The organism is Ruegeria arenilitoris (genome assembly GCF_013035315.1).
Taxonomy (GTDB): domain Bacteria; phylum Pseudomonadota; class Alphaproteobacteria; order Rhodobacterales; family Rhodobacteraceae; genus Ruegeria; species Ruegeria arenilitoris_D.
In genome coordinates this window covers 766776-782657 of sequence record NZ_WQHP01000001.1, presented here as the reverse complement: position 1 = coordinate 782657, position 15882 = coordinate 766776, and the positions used below count along the sequence as shown (strand labels likewise).

Genomic DNA, 15882 nt, shown 5'->3' with positions numbered 1-15882 from the left:
TGCTCAGGATGGGCGCTGTTTGCCAACTGTCCGCATCATCTGCCGGACATAAAACCGTGGTGCCACGCGGTTCAAAAGGTTGGCAATCCGCGCCACGCGTCCAACCGGAATGTATTCCTTGCCTTGCTGAAAGCCGTGCAAGATCACCTGCGCCGCCGCCTCTGGTTCCATGTAATCGATCCCGTCCGTGGCCGAGCCGGGCCGGACAAAACCGTCGCCTGCCGCCTCGGGTCGCCCGATATTGGTCGCCACGAAAGATGGTGCCGCGATCGAGACCCGCACTCCGTGCGCAGCCTCCTCGGCACGAAGGGACTTAAAAAAGCCTTCCATCGCATGTTTGCTGGCAGCATAGGCAGTGCGGTGAATAAGCGGCGCAAAACCTGCGACGGATGAGATCGCCAGATGCGTGCCCTTGGCTGCTCTAACGGCTTTCAAAAAGTGCTGCGCGCAGGTCACGGCAGCAAAGTAGTTGATTTCAAACAGGTTCCGGTGCGCGCTCATCTCACATTCGGAAAAGGCTGATATCTGCGAGACGCCCGCGTTGTAGATGACAAGATCAATCGAACCCGAGGCGTTTAGAATCCGGTCACACGTGTCTGCGCATTGGTCAGGATCTGTCAGGTCACAGGCGTAGGTGCTGACATCCTCCAGATCGGCAAGCGCGTCCAGTTCGGGGCCGGGCAGGTCGATCAGGACCGTGTGCCAGCCGGTTTCCCGCAAAGCGGCCGACAGTGCGCGACCCAATCCGCCTGCGCCTCCGGTAATCACCGCGGTTGGTTTCATTGGGCTGTCTCCCACCAGTGTTTGAACGCCTCAGCACTTGTGAATCTGGGGCGATATCCGAAATCGCTTTTGAGCGCGGTGTTGTTCAAAACGGGGCGGTACAAAAGAAACCGCACCTGTTCCGGTCCATAGCGTGACAGACGCAAGGGGCGGGCAATGGCCAATGCGGCCTTGACCAAACCGGGCGACAGCCAGCGAACCGTTTTGCCCATCTCTGAGGCGATCTGAGACACGCTCAGCGCGCCGTCGCCTGCAACATTGAAAACACCGGCTGGGCCGTCCGTCGCAGCACGCATGAGAATATCTGCCAGATCTTCGTCCCAGATGAATACGAAAGGACTGTCTGATCCTTTCAACCCCAAAAGACGCGGCTTTTTAAAAAGGGCGGTTATCTGGTTTTCGACCTTCCGGCCCAACACCGTACCCACGCGCAATACGACCTGTTCCAGATCGGGTGCGGATCCTCTGGCATCTGCCAGCATCTCTTCTACCAGGCGCTTGTGCCAGGAATAGGCGAACTCTTGATTGCCGCGTATCGCGTCCGTTTCTCGCAGCGGGACAGGGTTATCGGCATGGTATCCGTAAGCTGCTCCGGAAGAGGTTACCACCAGGCGGCGCACCCCTGCGGCGATCGCGGCGTTCAGAACGTTTCGTGTGCCTTCGACATCGACCTGATACTCCAGCTCTCTGGTCGAATTCGGCCCAGGGGTCACGATCGATGCAAGATGCACGATGGTATCGGGTGTTAGGTCAAGAATGACATTCAGAGGCGCGTTACCAGTGACGTCCATCTTTATGAAGCGAGCATTCGCAGGCAGGGTTGCCGGTTCGCAAATGTCAGTGGCGGTGATGGTGATGTCGGTACGTTCACCCAGGCGACGCAGCAGGGCGGACCCCACCGCACCCGATGCTCCCGTGATCAGGATGTGGCGCATTCGGGGACCTCTCGTCTTGCGAAGAAGGCGGCCAGCGCCAGCCCCGAGATTGCGTGCCAGATGCCCCACAATGCTGCCGCAACGGCCATGCCGCCGAGCCCGCCGAAAAAGGCAAAGATCAGAATCAAGCCAAGGCCCGAATTCTGTATCCCGGTCTCAATGGTGACCGAGCGGCGGTCGCGTTCGGACAGGTTTGCGGCAGTAGCGGTCAGGTATCCCCCCATAAATGCCAGCGCGTTATGCAGGATCACGATCCCTATGATCCCGGTGGCAAACAGTTGGAAGTTCTCCCAATTTGCCGCCAGAGCGACGACAATAAAGGCTATGAAAATCGCCATGGACAGCCATTGCATCGGGCGGCGAATTTTATCGGCAAAAGCGGTAAAGCGCGCATTGACCAACATTCCCAGGATTAACGGCAAGATCAGCATGAAGCCGACCGTAATGGCCACTGCAACTGGGTCGATCTCGGTCCGTTGTAAGATTTCGCGTGTCGGTCCATAGAGGTTGCCCCACAGCGCAATATTGGCGGGCGTGATCAGGATCGCGCCCACGGTGGCAAAGGCGGTCATGGATACTGAAAGCGCCACATTCCCACCCGCGCGGTGGGTCATAAAGTTCGAGATGTTCCCGCCGGGGCAGGCCGCAACAAGGATCAACCCCATCGCAACCGAGGGCATCGGATTGACAACCAGAAGCATCAGGAACGTGATCGCAGGCAGAACCAAAAACTGTGAGGCCAACCCGACCAGCAGCGGTTTAGGGCCACGCACGATGCGCCGGAAATCATCCATCCGGAGATCCAGTGCGATCGAGAACATGACGATCGCTAGGATTGCGTTCAGAAGCTTCAGGTTTCCGGCATCGAAGTTCAGCGCGACGTCGTCGATCCCGCTCATGACTGGGCCGCTTTCAGGGCGGCGATCTGGCCGGTGACTTCCCCTCGATAGGTCGCCTTGTCGACGTAATAGGCCATGCGGGGCAGGTCGATATAGTTCATACCGCCAGTTGCGCGTTCAAACCTATCGGATTTGGTCGCCTGGATAGCCTTGGCCGCCGTGTTGCCTGTTTTCAGTCCCGCGATGTAGCGCGCGACCATCTCGGCCTGTTCATGGCGACCCTGCCAGCCGAGGCCCGAGGCCTCGATCATGCCCAAAACGAACAGATCGTCGCGATTTGGGTGCATGCAGTTCAGATACAGATGCGGGGCGTCGCCTTGCCAGTTCAGATGGGCCTTGTCGATGAACGGATAATGCAGCTTATAGCCGGTTGCTGCCAGAACCATGTCATAGTCTGCACTGTTGCCATCGCGGAAATGCACGGTCTTGCCTTCGAACCGTTCCACATCGGCGCGGACCTTCAGATCGCCATGCCCGGCGTGGAACAGGATCAGCGAGTTCACCACGGGGTGGGATTCGTAAAGGGCGTAGTCTGGCTTGGGGAAACCATATTTCTGCGGGTCACCAACGAACCATTTCAGGATTGCTCCGTCGACCTTGCGCTTGAGCCACATGGGCAGCTTGATTTTCCCGCCCATCGTGTCGGCCGGAACACCGAAAACGTATTTGGGTACAAAGTAATACCCGCGGCGCATCGAGATATCGCAAGACTGCCCGTGGTGAATGGCGTCAACCGCGATATCACAGCCCGAGTTTCCGGCTCCGATGACCAACACACGCTTGCCCGTGAACTGCGTTGGATAGCGGTAGTCCGATGCGTGAATGAACTCGCCTGTGAATTCACCTTCGAACTGCGGCATGTTCGGCTCGGACAGTGTGCCATTGGCGATCAGAACGCCGGCAAAGGTTTGGCTATGCTCGGCGCCATCCTTGTCACGCCATTTCACGTCCCAGCCGCCTGCGTCCAGCGGCGTGGTGCTCAGAACCTCCGCACCGAAGTGAAAGTGTTCATACAGGTCGAACGCCTTTGCGAAGTCGCGGAAATACGTCTTCAATTCGCGATGCGACGGGTACTCTGCCGTTTCTTCCAGCATGGGGAAGTCGGTGAATTCCGTCATCTTCTTCGAGGAAATGAGGTGGGCGGTCTCGTACATCGTGGACCGTGGTGCATCGATGTTCCACAGACCACCCACATCATCTGCCAGTTCAAATCCCTGAAATGGCACTCCCTGCTCGACAAGCGTCTTTGCCATCGCCAGACCCATCGGTCCGGCTCCGATCAGAGCATAACACTCCTCCGGGCGAGCCTTCGCCGTGACCGGCTGGCCCGCTCCTACTTGCACCTGTTCCATGCGTCTCTCCTCCCGCAATGCTTTTATCTTGAACGATCGTTCGAAATAAGGCAAACTGGTTTTTGAAATGCCACAACACGCTGTAAAAGAAAGAAAAAGGGCACCTTCGCAGCGATCCGTCGCGGCGCGAGAGCGTATTCTTGACGCAGCGGAACTCGTCTTTGCCGAGCAGGGATTCGAAGGTGCATCGATTCGCGACATTGCCGAACGGGCGCGGGTTCAGAAGGCTAATGTGAACTTTCACGGTGGCCCCAAGGATGAACTGTTCGAGCGCATCGTCGCGCGTCGCGCCAGCGAATTGTCTCAGGAACGACGTCAGGCCATTGCGCAATTGGACGCGCAGGGCGAATGGGATGCGGCGGACCTAATTTCGGCCTTCATGCGACCGCTTCTGACCCGCGCGTTTGGCAAGGATCGCCAATGGCTGGCCTATGCACGTATCGTCGCGATCGTATCCGCGGATGCGCGTTGGCATGCGCTTGCGAAAACCCATTTCGATCCAGTCGCGTCGCTGGTCGTTCAGAAGTTATGCGCGCGCTACCCCCAAGCCGATCCTGCACGCGCTGCTGGAGCCCTGGTGTTTTCGGTGTCGTCGATGCTGGCGCTGTGTACGTCTGAGTGGCGGATCACCGCGCTGTCCGGACCTGATGGTCAACCGGACCCCGAGGACGCAATCCAGAACCTGCTGCAATTCTGTCAGGCCGGACTTGCAGGTGTTCTTGAGCCTGCCAAGTGAGAGCCTTGGGTTAGCTACCTGGCTGCCAATCTGCCTCCTCAACTTGAAGTTACGGGCCCAGCCATATCAATTACACCTATGCGTTATTATCTTGTTGTTAATGATTTGGAGCGTGGGGTGACATGACAGACAAAAAGGACCGCCTGACCGCGGAGGAGGCGAGGGGCCTGCGCACGGCCAAAGAGCTTGAAGCCCATCTGGCCTGGCTGGACACGTTCACGCCCGCAGCCTTGGGCGTTCTGTCCATTGCATCGGGGATCTACACCTATCTCGGCGTTTCGTCCCTGTTGGAGGACAATGGCGCGGTGACCTTTTTCGCCGCCGTCGCGTACTCCATCGCGGTTTCTGTCGGTATCTTTGTGTTCTGGAGCTACATGCTGCGCCTTTTGCCGTCGATGCGCACGGCCAGCGGGTTCATTGGCTTGACGATCTCCACGATTGTAGGTTCGGTCGCGATCATTGCGATGTCCAGTTGGCTGAACGCCGCTGCACTGGCCGGGGCGGCAGCAGTTGAGCAGCACCTTGAAAACACCGTGCGCGACTATCAGGCGGCACTTGAGCAAGCCCATGACATTGCGCTCAGTGGTCAGGCCTTGGGGCGCGAGGTCGAACGCGCGCGCCAGAGCTTTGAAGAGCTGGCCGAGCTTGAGCAATCCGGAGATTTGTCGGGCACGGCCGGAAGGGGCGCGGTGTTTCGAGTTCTGACCCAAAAGGCCGAGGAACTACGCAATCTGGAAGAGCAGATCGCCAATCAGCAACCCTTGATCGAAGACGCGTTCCAGCAAGGCAATGAGATCCTTGCCACTATGCGCGAGCTGACCGTGGCCCCTGGTCCGGTCGACCGCCGCTCGGTTCAGTTTTCCGAGGAAAGCGTCAAACTGGCCGGGGTGATTTCCCGCCTGAACCAGTACAATGTCGCGCCGCTTGTGGCGCGGGCAGCGCAGGATTTGCCCTCGTCGGTCGTTTTGCCCGAGCTTGACGGGCGTAGTTCCGAGGTCCGAGACGCGCAGTCCTCGACCATCAATTCGGTTCTGAATGCATTGGATCAGCGGGGCAAAACCCTGCAGAACGCGGCGGAAGAGGTGCTGGAAATCGAACCTCCGATTGAGACGGCGTACAATCCAATCTCCAGTGCCGACGCTGTGATCAAATACGCCCACAACTTTGTGCCGTCCTGGGCTGGGGCCATCGCGATTGATCTGCTGCCCGCCGTGCTGGTATTCGTTCTGGCGATCACGCAGGCCGCTATTCGCAGCGGAAAGGATGGTATGAGTATCGAGGACACTCTGACCCTTTCCGACCTGCGTGCCGCAATGAACGCGATGAAAGATGTCGAGGCGACGATGGGCGTTGCCGATGCGGCGATCCTTGATCGCGCAGCGCCGAAAAAAGGCGAAACATGATGGGGTTGCTGTCCAAAGTTGATCTGCGCACGGGGCTGCGATACGTGCTGGTTCTTCAGTTAGGTATTGCGGGCGTCCTGATCCTGTCGGACGTGGTTGATGTCGTGCAAAACCCATTCAGGCCCGCAGTTGAACTGCCGACGGGGCCGATCTCACCAGGGGACCAACGTCGCGAGTACCGCACCGACCGCACCGATCCTGCTCTATTCCCGCAGGACCGCCCGCTAGACGTGCCGGTGCCTCAGAATTTTCCAGCGCGACTGGAGTTCAGAGAACAAGCGGTCGATGATCTTGGGCGGGTCCTGCTCGTGAGTGGTCAGATCGAAACCGGGGATGCCGAGCGGTTCAGTTCATACTTGTCCGGCATGCAAGACCAACCCGATCTGGTGGCGCTGCACAGCCCGGGTGGCAAGGTGTCCGAGGCGTTGTTGATTGGCGGCCATATCCGTGAAGCCGACCTGTCCTCGGCGGTGCTGGAGGGTGCGGTTTGCATGTCTGCTTGCCCGTACATTCTGGCAGGCGGGGTCGAGCGTCTGGTATCGCTACAGGGCATTGTGGGGTTGCATCAGCACTACTATGACCAGCCGCGCCTGATCCCGGTCGTCTTTGCCGTTGAGGGCATCCAGAAAGGGCAGGGTGAAACCATGCAGCATCTGATCGACATGGGCGTTGATCCGGCGTTGATGCTTTACTCACTGAACACACCGCCGGATCAAATCTACGCTCTGGTCGAAGAAGAACTGACAGAGACCCGTATCGCAACGCAAATTCTGGAGTGAATAAAGGCCCTGAAGGTGGGCCTTTCACATCAGTTCTGGAACGCCGCAATCAATTCCTCAGCCAGCGGCAGCGAGGAATACCCCTGCCGGGACGGGGTCAGACCCAGTCGGACCACGACCATGTTTTCCGAGGGGAAGACGCCGATAAACTGCCCGTCATGGCCCTGCAACCAGACGGCATCCTCGTAAGGCGGCAAGTCACCCGGAGATTCCAGCCACAGGTGCCCTTGAGCATACGCTCCATCCGACACGGCGACAGGTTCAAACATCCAATCCGTAAAGCCTTCGGGCAGGATTTGCTGCCCGTTCCATTCGCCTTGCTGCAGCAGCATTTGCCCAAACCGAGCCCAGTCCCGTGCGGTGGCGTACATATAGCTGGACCCGACAAAGCTGTCCTTCGCGTCGGTTTCAAGCACGACCGATGTCATGCCCAGCGGCTCGAACAGAGCTTGTTGCGGATAGGCCAGACTGCCATCGCCCAGCTTGTCCTGCCAGACTCGCGACAGAGCGGTCGTCGTTCCGGATGAATAGTTGAAATCCGTTCCAATTTCGCTGGCTGCCGGTTGGTCGGCGGCGAACGTTGCCATGTCGTCGGTGAGAAACAGCATTCTGGTCACGTCCGAAACGTCGCCATAGCCTTCGTTCCACTGCAGGCCGCTGGCCATGGCCAGCATGTCTGCGATCGTTATGTCCGAGCGCTGGTCACCTGCCCAATTGGGGTAGCTGGTCGTCAGCGGATCATCCAGCGACACTTGGCCGGATTTGATCAACGTGCCAATCAGACCGGCAGTCACGGTTTTGGTCATCGACCACCCCAGCAGCGGGGTGTTTTCATCGAACCCTTCGGCATATGTTTCGCCAACGATGCGCCCGTCCTTCACGACGACAACGGCGCGGTAACCTTCGCCAACAAGCGTCTGGTCTGACAGAATACGGGCTGCCTCTGGGTTCTGGGAAACAGCGACGTTGTTTCCTGCGGGCCAGAGTGCGTCGGACAATGGCGGCAGCGCCGCAATGGATGCATCACTAAGCGTCGCGTCATGGACATTTGCACAGCCCAAGCCTTCGCGGAATTGCGAGGTGGCCGGCGCGAAGAACCGGAAGATGCGCGCCGTTACCACCTGCTGATCCCGGTCCACGTCGATGGAAATCTGGCGGAGCAGGGGGTGACCCGGTGCCTGCACGTCGACCTTCAGAACCTCGTCCGGGTCACGGCCAGCGATGAAGACGTTGGAACAGACCATCTTGGCCGAATAGTTCGTTCCAACCTTCAGCAGGTCGGGTGGGGCGATCAGCAGATAGCCCACGATTGCAACGACACCCACAATCAATGTGCCTGCGACGATCTTTAATGCTTTGACGATCACTCAGTTACCCGAACCGGCCAGACCGGTCTCCTCCTCAGGTTTCACTTGGGGTTGATTAAAAGGAGTTCGGTTGCGGGTTACCACCGTTCCGTTGCGTACAGATCCGATCTTGGGCCGTTTAGAAACCGCTGACCCGTTCCACCAGCCAGTACATCGACACGCAGCCGATGGCGTATCCGGTCATTGGGATCACAATCGGAGTGATTGCCTTTGAAACGGTGGGCAGGACAAAGCGCCAGGTCAGGATCACGGCCGACAATGCGCCGATGAACAGCAGCTGTCCGGCTTCCACGCCCACATTGAAGGCTAGCAGCGCGGCAAACAGGTCATCCGAAGGCACGCCGATCTCGGCCAGCGCGCCAGCAAATCCCAAGCCGTGCAATAGCCCGAAGCAAAAGCAGACAATCCACGGGTATTGCTCGGACAGGCGTAGGGTGCCGTCTTTGTGTTTGAGTATCTCGAGCGCAAGAAACACGATCGACAGGGCGATGACGGCTTCGACTGGCGGGCCGGGCACGTGCAGCACGCCCAGCGTTGCCAGAGCCAGCGTGATGGAATGCGCGACGGTAAACGCCGTCACTGCGCCGACCAGCCGCCATGGGTCGCGTACCAGAATGAAAAGCGCAAAGACGAACAGAAGGTGATCCCAGCCTTCTAGGATGTGTTCAAAGCCAAGTTGGAAATAGCTGCCAAGAACCGACCAGGTCGTAGGCCGTTCGGGAACGGTCAAAGCGGGGTTGCCTGGAGTGAACCTAAAGGTCGCAGGTGAGGCCGAGAGCGGTTGAATGCGCAGCAACACGTCATTGCGTTGCCGTTCCAACCCCTCAATTGCGATGATTTGTCCAGCAATACCTCCGCTGCATTCGGTGACCCATGTCGCAATCCACGCTGAACCATCGGATTGCGGGTCTGGTCCACGGGACTGGGTGCACTGGCTGGGCAGTACGGCGTCGATATCCATCGGTTGCCCGTTCACGTCCGGTTTTCGCCACAGAACCTGCCACGTATTGGCGGCCAGCTGCCTCAAGTCCAAATAGCCGGGGTCAAGCGCGTGGCCGTGGCTTGCCTGTGCCGCGAAAAGCAACCAGAGGGCCAGCGGCAGGCACAGAAAAAGCCTCATTCCGGCGTCACCTCGGCCTGAGGTGTTTCGATCCGATAGCCCGACGCCAGACTTTCATATTGCGCTTGTGCCAACTCATCTGACGTTGCGCGACGCCATTCCAGCAGGACAGTTTCACGGATGTCGTCCAATTCAGGAAGTTCGGGCGGGCGTCTATCGGTCACGCGCACGATATGGGTGCCATAAGCAGAGCGGATCGGGCCGGTCCAATTGCCCGGTTCCACGTCGTTCAGGGCTGAGGCGAAGCCCACGCCAAACCCGGCATCGACCACGCGCAACGTGGTCAGAGGCATGGATTTGGGCAACAAGGTTGTCCAGCCGATATCGCTCCAGTTCTGGGTGGCGTTTGCAGCCTCGATTGCGCTTTCGACGGCGTCCGGCCCGGCACTTTCGCCCAGATACACCTGGTCGAAGGCGATCTTTGGCGAAGTGGTGAAACGGTCTGGGTTATCCTCCAGAAAAGCTTGCAGAACTTCGGGTTCAGGTTCGACCGACGCTGCGATTGCTTCGGTCAGAAAGTCCATCTTTTGCGATAGCCGTGCGCGAATGACCTGATCGCCCTGATCCAGACCCAGCTTGCGGGCTTCGCGCACGAGGACTTCCTCTCTTACCGTTGCGGCGATGAGGGATTGCAGCTCACTGTCCGTGGGCGGGCGATTCCAGCTGGCTTCAAAGCGCGTCTTCAACAAGGCCACGTCATTGTCGTCGATAGCGATCGTGTCAGGCTCTTCGGCCAGGTCTTCGGCGGGCGAGACCCAAGCAAACCAACAGAAGATTGCAATGCCCATCAGAATGAAATGGAACAGAGGTTCTTTCAAAAATCGCATACGCGGTCCGAACTTCCAGTATTTGCCGTTCGATTAATTCTCAGGAGTGTACCAGATGGGCGAGGAATAGGCGCGTTCCTGATGTACCAACTGCGCCTCTGGCGGCAGCTCAAGTCCATAGCGCAACTTGTCGTACAGAACCCAGCGTGGCGTTGGGATTTCCAGCACCCGCACATAGTAGAACGCCCTTTGGCTGGCATCAAACTCGGGGTCGGTCCAGACCGTCAACAGCTCGGACGCGCCAATCGTGTTGCTCCAGCTGGCGGTTTCCAGATCAACGGTGTTGCCGACCTCGGGCAGGTTGCCATCTGCGTCCAGCGCACGGTCGTCGGACCATGCAACGTTGAACACTTTCTCCTGCAGCGCGCCATCGGCATCCAGCCAGCCTTTGACCACCTGAACGCGGTCCAGATTGGCACCGATCGGGTCACGCAAGGCACCGATCAGGAAAGTCGGAGCACCGTCGCCTTCGCGCGGACGCATGTCGCTGCCCATGGGCACGCCTTTGGTATAGCCCACATCTGCAACAAGTCGCGTCAGCAGGTCATCGTCCTGAAAATCCCAACCGCCAAAGAAACGCAGCCCAATCCGTGGGCCGGTGGTGGCATAGGTTTCGCGCCGTTTGAACGCATCGAAGATGGCCGAGCGGGTGTTCTCGGTGGCCCAAACCGCCGTATAGCCCGAAGCCACCAGTGTGTGGCCTTCGAACGCGCCCAGATCGCTTTCGACAAAGGGGTGCAGGACTCGGGTGGGTGACGGCTCGGCGCTGACGGATTTACCAAAATAGTTCTCTTCTTCGGCAGTGGCCAGCGAGGTATGGCTGTCGGTCGCTCCGCCCATCCCGAACTTATAAGGGTTCACGCCGAACTTTTCTTCCAACGCCAGACCGCGTTTCAGCGCCTCACGCGCGTATTCACCGGCCAGCATGTCGTCGGTTTTCAATTCGGTGATATCAAGGTTGCCGACATCCCAGTTCTCATAGTCGGCGAACGGATCATCGGGGCTGAGAAAGGGGTGCGCCTCGCCGTCGCCCTTAATCTGAGTGACTTCGTAGTGAGGTTCCCACTTGTTGCGAGTCTGAACGTATTCCTCATCCACCTGACCGCCGTGATAGGTGTCTTCGGTCGGGAACATCCAGCCGTTGGACAGGTTGCCGTTATGGGCAAAGGCGACTGCGCGTCCGCCGGTCTTGTTCTCGTATTCTTCAAGCCAAGCGTACAGCGCCTTGGGGTCGGTGTCGCCATAAGGCGGTTGGGTCACTGGCGGAACGACTTGCAAGGCACGGATCGGTCCGTCGCGCAGCATCACGTTGCGGTGCAGGTTGAAACCCTTGGGGACCGAGGTCCATTCGAACCCGATGAAAGCAGTAAAGTTGCCGGGGTCATTGTGACGCTCGGCGGCCAGAACGATCTGCTCCCACGTAAAGGCAAACGCATCGGCACCGGGGCTGTAGGATTCAAGCAAAACCTCGGGCAGGGTCATTTGCGAGAAGTTGGTGATAATGTCAAACGCTGCCTTGGCCGCATTCTCACCACCCGCTTTGTAGCCTTCGTACCATTCCAGGCCTTTGGGATCGGCCAGCACGCCGGGTTTCCCGGCCTGCAGATCGGGGGCAAAGCCCATGAGGTCGGTATGGTCCGTCAGCACCATCCAGTCCAGGGGCCGCGCCAACCGAACGGGCTGACCAGTGGATGAGATCACCTGCTCTCCCTTGGCAAATCGCCAGGCATCATCGGGAAGCAACGTGTTGCCGAAGGCCCCCGCATCCAGCGAGAGGCCAGTGTGCAAATGAGTGTCACCCCATAGCGGGCGTTCAGGAAAGGATCGGTTCGCATAAGGCGAAAACGGGCGGTCGGCAAAGGTGCCTTCGGCTGCCTTTTGGCTGGGAACGGCATCTGCCCAACTCAACGTCGGCAGCACCATTAATGTAATCAAGCAGGTTGAAATTCGGCGCATTGAACCCTCCCCAGATGTTCGGTCGCAAGTATATATCAACTTTAGTATATTCATTTCTTATAATGTATAAGCGTGGGATTTTGTACAGATTATTTGTCGGCTCGGCCTTTGCCCCGCGCAGCTTCGCTAGGCGACAGAATAGGCAAGCGCGCCCAATTGGTTCTGACAGCTGTTTTCGTAGGGGGAGAACAGGGCCACAAACTCAAGCGGGACGTTTCGTTCGGTGGCAAGGATCACATTGGTCGACGTCGCGAATTTATCTATCACGCTGTCATTGATCCGGCTAAGTTTGTCGCTGACATAGGGAAGGGTCTGAAGACCGGCCCAATAGCCCATATCCAGCATCCGACCCTGCACGCCTTTTTCCAGGACAAATGCCTCATAGGCCTGCGAAAATTCAAACGCGGCAGGATCGGCTGCAATGTCCGGCCCATAGACGTCGCGGATGACATCCAGCGCGTGCCCGGCTATGCCTTGTCCTTTCAGCCCACGATAAGCGAGACCGGCACCAACCGCACCGACTCCCAAGGCCATAACTTTGCGGCGTGTCAGCTTCATCCGACGACCTCCGATGCGCGCAATGCGAGTGCTGAAAGCGTAAGTGATGGATTGGCCGGAGAGCAGGTCGGAAATGCACCCGACCCAAGCACAAACACATTGGGTGCGGAGTGCAAACGCAGCCTGTCGTCCACAACCGAGTCTCGGGCGGAAAGGCCCATCCGGTGGGTGCCTTGAATATGGGCGTCAGAAGGAAGAATACCCGTTGATTCAAGGTTTTCAATTCTGTCGGGTATGATGTCCGGCAGGCCTGCAATTGCGCGCTCGACCCCACGCTTGGCATAGCTTGTGTATCCGGTCCATTCGATTACTGGTTCGTAGTTTTCCAAAACAACCCGGTTACCGGCAATCGGAAGGTCTTCGACCGCAACACGCAGATGAATGCGGTTTGCCCATTTTCCGGGTTCCTGTCGGACAGAGACCGGCGCGTTTACAGTTTCAAACAAGGCTGCTGCTGCCGTGCTGCGGTCTATGTCATGGTAGAAATGATAACCAAGGCCGGTTTCCGAGGTTCCTCCGAAAAAGGCCTTTATGTTGGCGGTGTCCACCAAGACTTTCACGACAGCTTGCTCGTGTAGGTAATTTCCCAGGGCATCATTGCGAACATCTGAGCGTTGCAAAATCGCTGCGTTGAATATGGCGTTGGTACCCAACGCAATTGTGCTGGCCCGCAGGCGTGCTTCTTTGCCATCCGAGCCTTTGACGCGAACGCTGCGCGCGTGCCCGCCTTCGATATCAACGGTCCTCACTTCGGAGCCAAGGAGGTAATGTGATCCAGGGTGATTGAGTTTGTCAAAGCCGTTCAAAACGGTGAATTTGGAGTCGATAGGGCAGGTTCTGCATACCCCGTTTACACAACAGGTCGGGCGCGACCCTCCGTTCGACGTAGCATTTGAAGCGGGCACCCAAAGAGGGGATGATTCTTGTAGGGCTAAATCAGCTCTGGAAGGCGTGTGTGCGGGATAGGGAAATGGCCTTCTGCGTGGAAGAATATCCAGTGACTGACCGCCGGCAACTTCGATGATGTCTTCCACCCGTTCCCAATAAGGTTCGAGATCTTGGTAAGTAATGGGCCAATCCAAACCGACCCCAAACTTGCTGTTCAGAACAAAATCATCCGGGTGAAACCTGGGTACATTGCCCCACCAGTAATTCGAATTGCCGCCCAGCAGAGTGAAAGCGAGCCAGTTTTTTTTCAGCCCGGAAGTATTTCGCTGGGTAATCGTTTCTTGGACCGCCGGCCCGTTTTTGACTTGGTCTGAATGAGTGTATTTAAGGCCTTTTTCCACAATTAGTACGTTTAGGTCCCTAGGTAGCCCATGACCAAAGAACATCGCAGAGAAACTTGATCCTGCAATTATGACGTCCCATTCGCGAGAACTGGCTTCGTCTAAGGATACGCGTCGCATGGCAACTAGTTCACCTTTTTACTCATAAAACAAAACAGCGGAGGACAGCGATCGAAAAATTCTTGACGGAGTATGGCATGAAAATGACTGCACGCAAATCAACTACTTAAAGTCACCCGTATAGTCGAATGAATTTGCCTATCGTGTTGACGGTAGAAATTGGCATTTGGTGCATACATTGTCTTCAGTTCCAGTTTCATGTTGCTGACATGTGCCAATCACCGGCAGATTGTCGCTAGATACAATGGGGCAGACCAGCCGATGGCAAAACAACCAGCGGGTACAGCCGTCTTTCTGACCGGTAGCCTGATGCGGCATGTGACCCGCATGTCGCTGACCACCAGCATCGGCCTGATGGCGATTTTTGCGGTCGACTTTGTGGATATGGTCTTCATCTCGATGCTGGGCAATGACGCGTTGGCGGCGGCAGTTGGTTATGCTGGAACACTGCTGTTCTTCACCAACTCGATCAACGTGGGCCTGTCCATCGCAGCAGGGGCGTTGGTCGCGCGCGAGTTGGGGGCAGGGCGGCCGGAAAAAGCGCGGCAATTCGGGACCAGCGTAGCCCTTCTGGGCATTCTCACCGGTCTGGTCATATCCGCCCTCGTCATGATCAACCTCAAGTTTTGCCTGTCGCTTCTGGGGGCGCAGGGTGAGGTTCTGGAACTGGCGGTGCGATACGTGACCATCATTCTGCCAACCATGTGGGTCATGGCTGTGGCGATGACCGGCATGGCCGTTCTGCGTGCATACGGCGATGCGCGCAGGTCCATGCAGGCGACAATTTACGGAGGGTTAGCGAATGCGATTCTGGACCCGATCCTCATCTTTGGCGTGGGTCTTGGACTGGACGGTGCGGCAATTGCGTCTGTGATCGCCCGGATCTGTATGCTGATCGCAGCGGTCCGACCGGCCATACGTGTCCACCGCGGATTTGCAAAACCCTCGCTCGCGCAATTGAGAGATGATCTCGCGCCGGTCCGCGCGATTGCTATCCCAGCGGTATTGACCAATGTCGCTACGCCAGTCGGCAATGCCATTGTTATCAGAGAGGTCGCCCAATTCGGCACCGATGCAGTGGCAGGGATGGCCGTGATCGGGCGGCTTATGCCCGTTGCGTTTTCCGTCGTTTTTGCTCTGTCCGGTGCCATTGGCCCAATCGTTGGCCAGAACTTTGGGGCCGGACAATATGATCGCGTCAGGGGCGCTTTTTTGGCCGGAGTGAAGTTCACCGCCGTCTACGTGGTTTTGATGGCAGCCGTTCTGTTTGTTTTGCGCGCACCCATCGCGGATCTGTTTCAGGCACAAGGCGAGACACGGACACTTATCTATCTGTTTTGCGGGCCATTGGCGCTGGCGTCGTTCTTCAACGGCGTGATCTTTGTGGCAAATGCCAGCTTCAATAACCTTGGCTATCCCATTTATTCTACGTGGGTTAACTGGGGCCGCCATACGCTTGGGACCTGGCCCTTTGCGGTTGCGGGCGCTTATCTGGCCGGCGCGCCAGGGGTGCTGCTGGGGCAGGCGCTGGGCGGCGTCATCTTCGCTGTGATCTGCTGGGGTCTGGTGCGTCGCGTCGTATCGGGTCTGACCGCGCCCAAGGAGGTCGACCCATTTGCCGGTCAAAGCCGTTTGCAGTCCTTGTTCGGGCGCAGAGGCTGGTGAGTTGGGTTGGCCCGCAATGGTGGCACCCTTTCGCGCCAACTGTATGGGCAATAATTTGACACGTTTTGGGCGCGGCCTTTCGTCCGTCGCATC

General features: G+C 57.8%; 14 protein-coding genes. 4 read left to right on the top strand and 10 right to left on the bottom strand.

All coding sequences use genetic code 11. The annotated features are described in order from the left end of the window. Positions 1-3: 3 nt before the first annotated feature. From GOV53_RS03855 to GOV53_RS03840, 4 genes are read right to left on the bottom strand one after another with little or no spacing between them, the layout of a single operon-like run. Positions 4-783 carry an SDR family NAD(P)-dependent oxidoreductase gene (locus GOV53_RS03855; protein ID WP_170464362.1) on the bottom strand — a complete coding sequence of 260 codons (780 nt, stop codon included), beginning with the start codon at positions 781-783 and terminating at the stop codon, positions 4-6. Then, positions 780-1718: an SDR family oxidoreductase gene (locus GOV53_RS03850; RefSeq protein ID WP_170464361.1), complete on the bottom strand. Its 939-nt coding sequence runs from the start codon at positions 1716-1718 to the stop codon at positions 780-782. Before GOV53_RS03850 ends, GOV53_RS03855 begins: the two co-directional genes overlap by 4 nt. Next, positions 1703-2617: a bile acid:sodium symporter family protein gene (locus GOV53_RS03845; protein WP_170464360.1), complete on the bottom strand. Its 915-nt coding sequence runs from the start codon at positions 2615-2617 to the stop codon at positions 1703-1705. The genes GOV53_RS03850 and GOV53_RS03845 overlap by 16 nt, the downstream gene beginning before the upstream one ends. Next, positions 2614-3969 carry a flavin-containing monooxygenase gene (locus tag GOV53_RS03840; RefSeq protein WP_170464359.1) on the bottom strand — a complete coding sequence of 452 codons (1356 nt, stop codon included), beginning with the start codon at positions 3967-3969 and terminating at the stop codon, positions 2614-2616. Before GOV53_RS03840 ends, GOV53_RS03845 begins: the two co-directional genes overlap by 4 nt. A 67-nt stretch (positions 3970-4036) precedes the next feature. Here GOV53_RS03840 and GOV53_RS03835 point away from each other — a divergent pair, with 67 nt between their 5' ends. The 3 genes from GOV53_RS03835 (at position 4037) to GOV53_RS03825 (ending at position 6887) form a co-directional block, all read left to right on the top strand. Next, the gene (locus GOV53_RS03835) at positions 4037-4705 is read left to right on the top strand and encodes a TetR/AcrR family transcriptional regulator (RefSeq protein WP_170464358.1); all 669 of its coding nucleotides are present in this window, start codon (positions 4037-4039) and stop codon (positions 4703-4705) included. 122 nt (positions 4706-4827) lie between these two features. Beyond that, positions 4828-6108, top strand: a complete 1281-nt coding sequence (locus GOV53_RS03830) for a hypothetical protein (RefSeq protein ID WP_170464357.1) — start codon at positions 4828-4830, stop codon at positions 6106-6108. Then, positions 6108-6887, top strand: a complete 780-nt coding sequence (locus tag GOV53_RS03825) for a hypothetical protein (protein ID WP_170464356.1) — start codon at positions 6108-6110, stop codon at positions 6885-6887. The genes GOV53_RS03830 and GOV53_RS03825 overlap by 1 nt, the downstream gene beginning before the upstream one ends. A 29-nt stretch (positions 6888-6916) precedes the next feature. On the opposite strand, the gene GOV53_RS03820 is transcribed toward GOV53_RS03825, so the two are convergent. The 6 genes from GOV53_RS03820 to GOV53_RS21420 form a co-directional block, all read right to left on the bottom strand. Further along, positions 6917-8254, bottom strand: a complete 1338-nt coding sequence (locus tag GOV53_RS03820; protein ID WP_170464355.1) for a serine hydrolase domain-containing protein — start codon at positions 8252-8254, stop codon at positions 6917-6919. Positions 8255-8372: 118 nt separating this feature from the next. After that, positions 8373-9374 carry a HupE/UreJ family protein gene (locus GOV53_RS03815; protein WP_170464354.1) on the bottom strand — a complete coding sequence of 334 codons (1002 nt, stop codon included), beginning with the start codon at positions 9372-9374 and terminating at the stop codon, positions 8373-8375. Then, positions 9371-10201 (bottom strand): peptidyl-prolyl cis-trans isomerase, encoded by an 831-nt coding sequence (locus tag GOV53_RS03810; protein ID WP_170464353.1) that lies wholly within the window; start codon positions 10199-10201, stop codon positions 9371-9373. The genes GOV53_RS03815 and GOV53_RS03810 overlap by 4 nt, the downstream gene beginning before the upstream one ends. Before the next feature lie 33 nt (positions 10202-10234). Further along, positions 10235-12157 (bottom strand): DUF3604 domain-containing protein, encoded by a 1923-nt coding sequence (locus tag GOV53_RS03805; protein WP_170464352.1) that lies wholly within the window; start codon positions 12155-12157, stop codon positions 10235-10237. A 126-nt stretch (positions 12158-12283) separates the two neighbouring features. Continuing rightward, entirely contained in the window at positions 12284-12715 is a 432-nt protein-coding gene (locus GOV53_RS03800; protein WP_170464351.1) for a hypothetical protein, read from the bottom strand. Then, positions 12712-14004 (bottom strand): GMC oxidoreductase, encoded by a 1293-nt coding sequence (locus GOV53_RS21420; protein WP_170464350.1) that lies wholly within the window; start codon positions 14002-14004, stop codon positions 12712-12714. The genes GOV53_RS03800 and GOV53_RS21420 overlap by 4 nt, the downstream gene beginning before the upstream one ends. A gap of 381 nt (positions 14005-14385) precedes the next feature. On the opposite strand from GOV53_RS21420, the gene GOV53_RS03790 reads away from it, so the two are divergent. Then, positions 14386-15789 carry an MATE family efflux transporter gene (locus tag GOV53_RS03790; protein WP_254439154.1) on the top strand — a complete coding sequence of 468 codons (1404 nt, stop codon included), beginning with the start codon at positions 14386-14388 and terminating at the stop codon, positions 15787-15789. The last annotated feature ends 93 nt before the right edge of the window (positions 15790-15882 follow it).

Coding starts and splice junctions, on each gene's coding strand:
- GOV53_RS03800 (WP_170464351.1), bottom strand. CDS start 12,715: ATGAAGCTGACACGCCGCAAAGTTATGGCCTTGGGAGTCGGTGCGGTT.
- GOV53_RS03850 (WP_170464361.1), bottom strand. CDS start 1,718: ATGCGCCACATCCTGATCACGGGAGCATCGGGTGCGGTGGGGTCCGCC.
- GOV53_RS03830 (WP_170464357.1), top strand. CDS start 4,828: ATGACAGACAAAAAGGACCGCCTGACCGCGGAGGAGGCGAGGGGCCTG.
- GOV53_RS03845 (WP_170464360.1), bottom strand. CDS start 2,617: ATGAGCGGGATCGACGACGTCGCGCTGAACTTCGATGCCGGAAACCTG.
- GOV53_RS03835 (WP_170464358.1), top strand. CDS start 4,037: ATGCCACAACACGCTGTAAAAGAAAGAAAAAGGGCACCTTCGCAGCGA.
- GOV53_RS03810 (WP_170464353.1), bottom strand. CDS start 10,201: ATGCGATTTTTGAAAGAACCTCTGTTCCATTTCATTCTGATGGGCATT.
- GOV53_RS03825 (WP_170464356.1), top strand. CDS start 6,108: ATGGGGTTGCTGTCCAAAGTTGATCTGCGCACGGGGCTGCGATACGTG.
- GOV53_RS03855 (WP_170464362.1), bottom strand. CDS start 783: ATGAAACCAACCGCGGTGATTACCGGAGGCGCAGGCGGATTGGGTCGC.
- GOV53_RS03790 (WP_254439154.1), top strand. CDS start 14,386: ATGGCAAAACAACCAGCGGGTACAGCCGTCTTTCTGACCGGTAGCCTG.
- GOV53_RS03805 (WP_170464352.1), bottom strand. CDS start 12,157: ATGCGCCGAATTTCAACCTGCTTGATTACATTAATGGTGCTGCCGACG.
- GOV53_RS03840 (WP_170464359.1), bottom strand. CDS start 3,969: ATGGAACAGGTGCAAGTAGGAGCGGGCCAGCCGGTCACGGCGAAGGCT.
- GOV53_RS03815 (WP_170464354.1), bottom strand. CDS start 9,374: ATGAGGCTTTTTCTGTGCCTGCCGCTGGCCCTCTGGTTGCTTTTCGCG.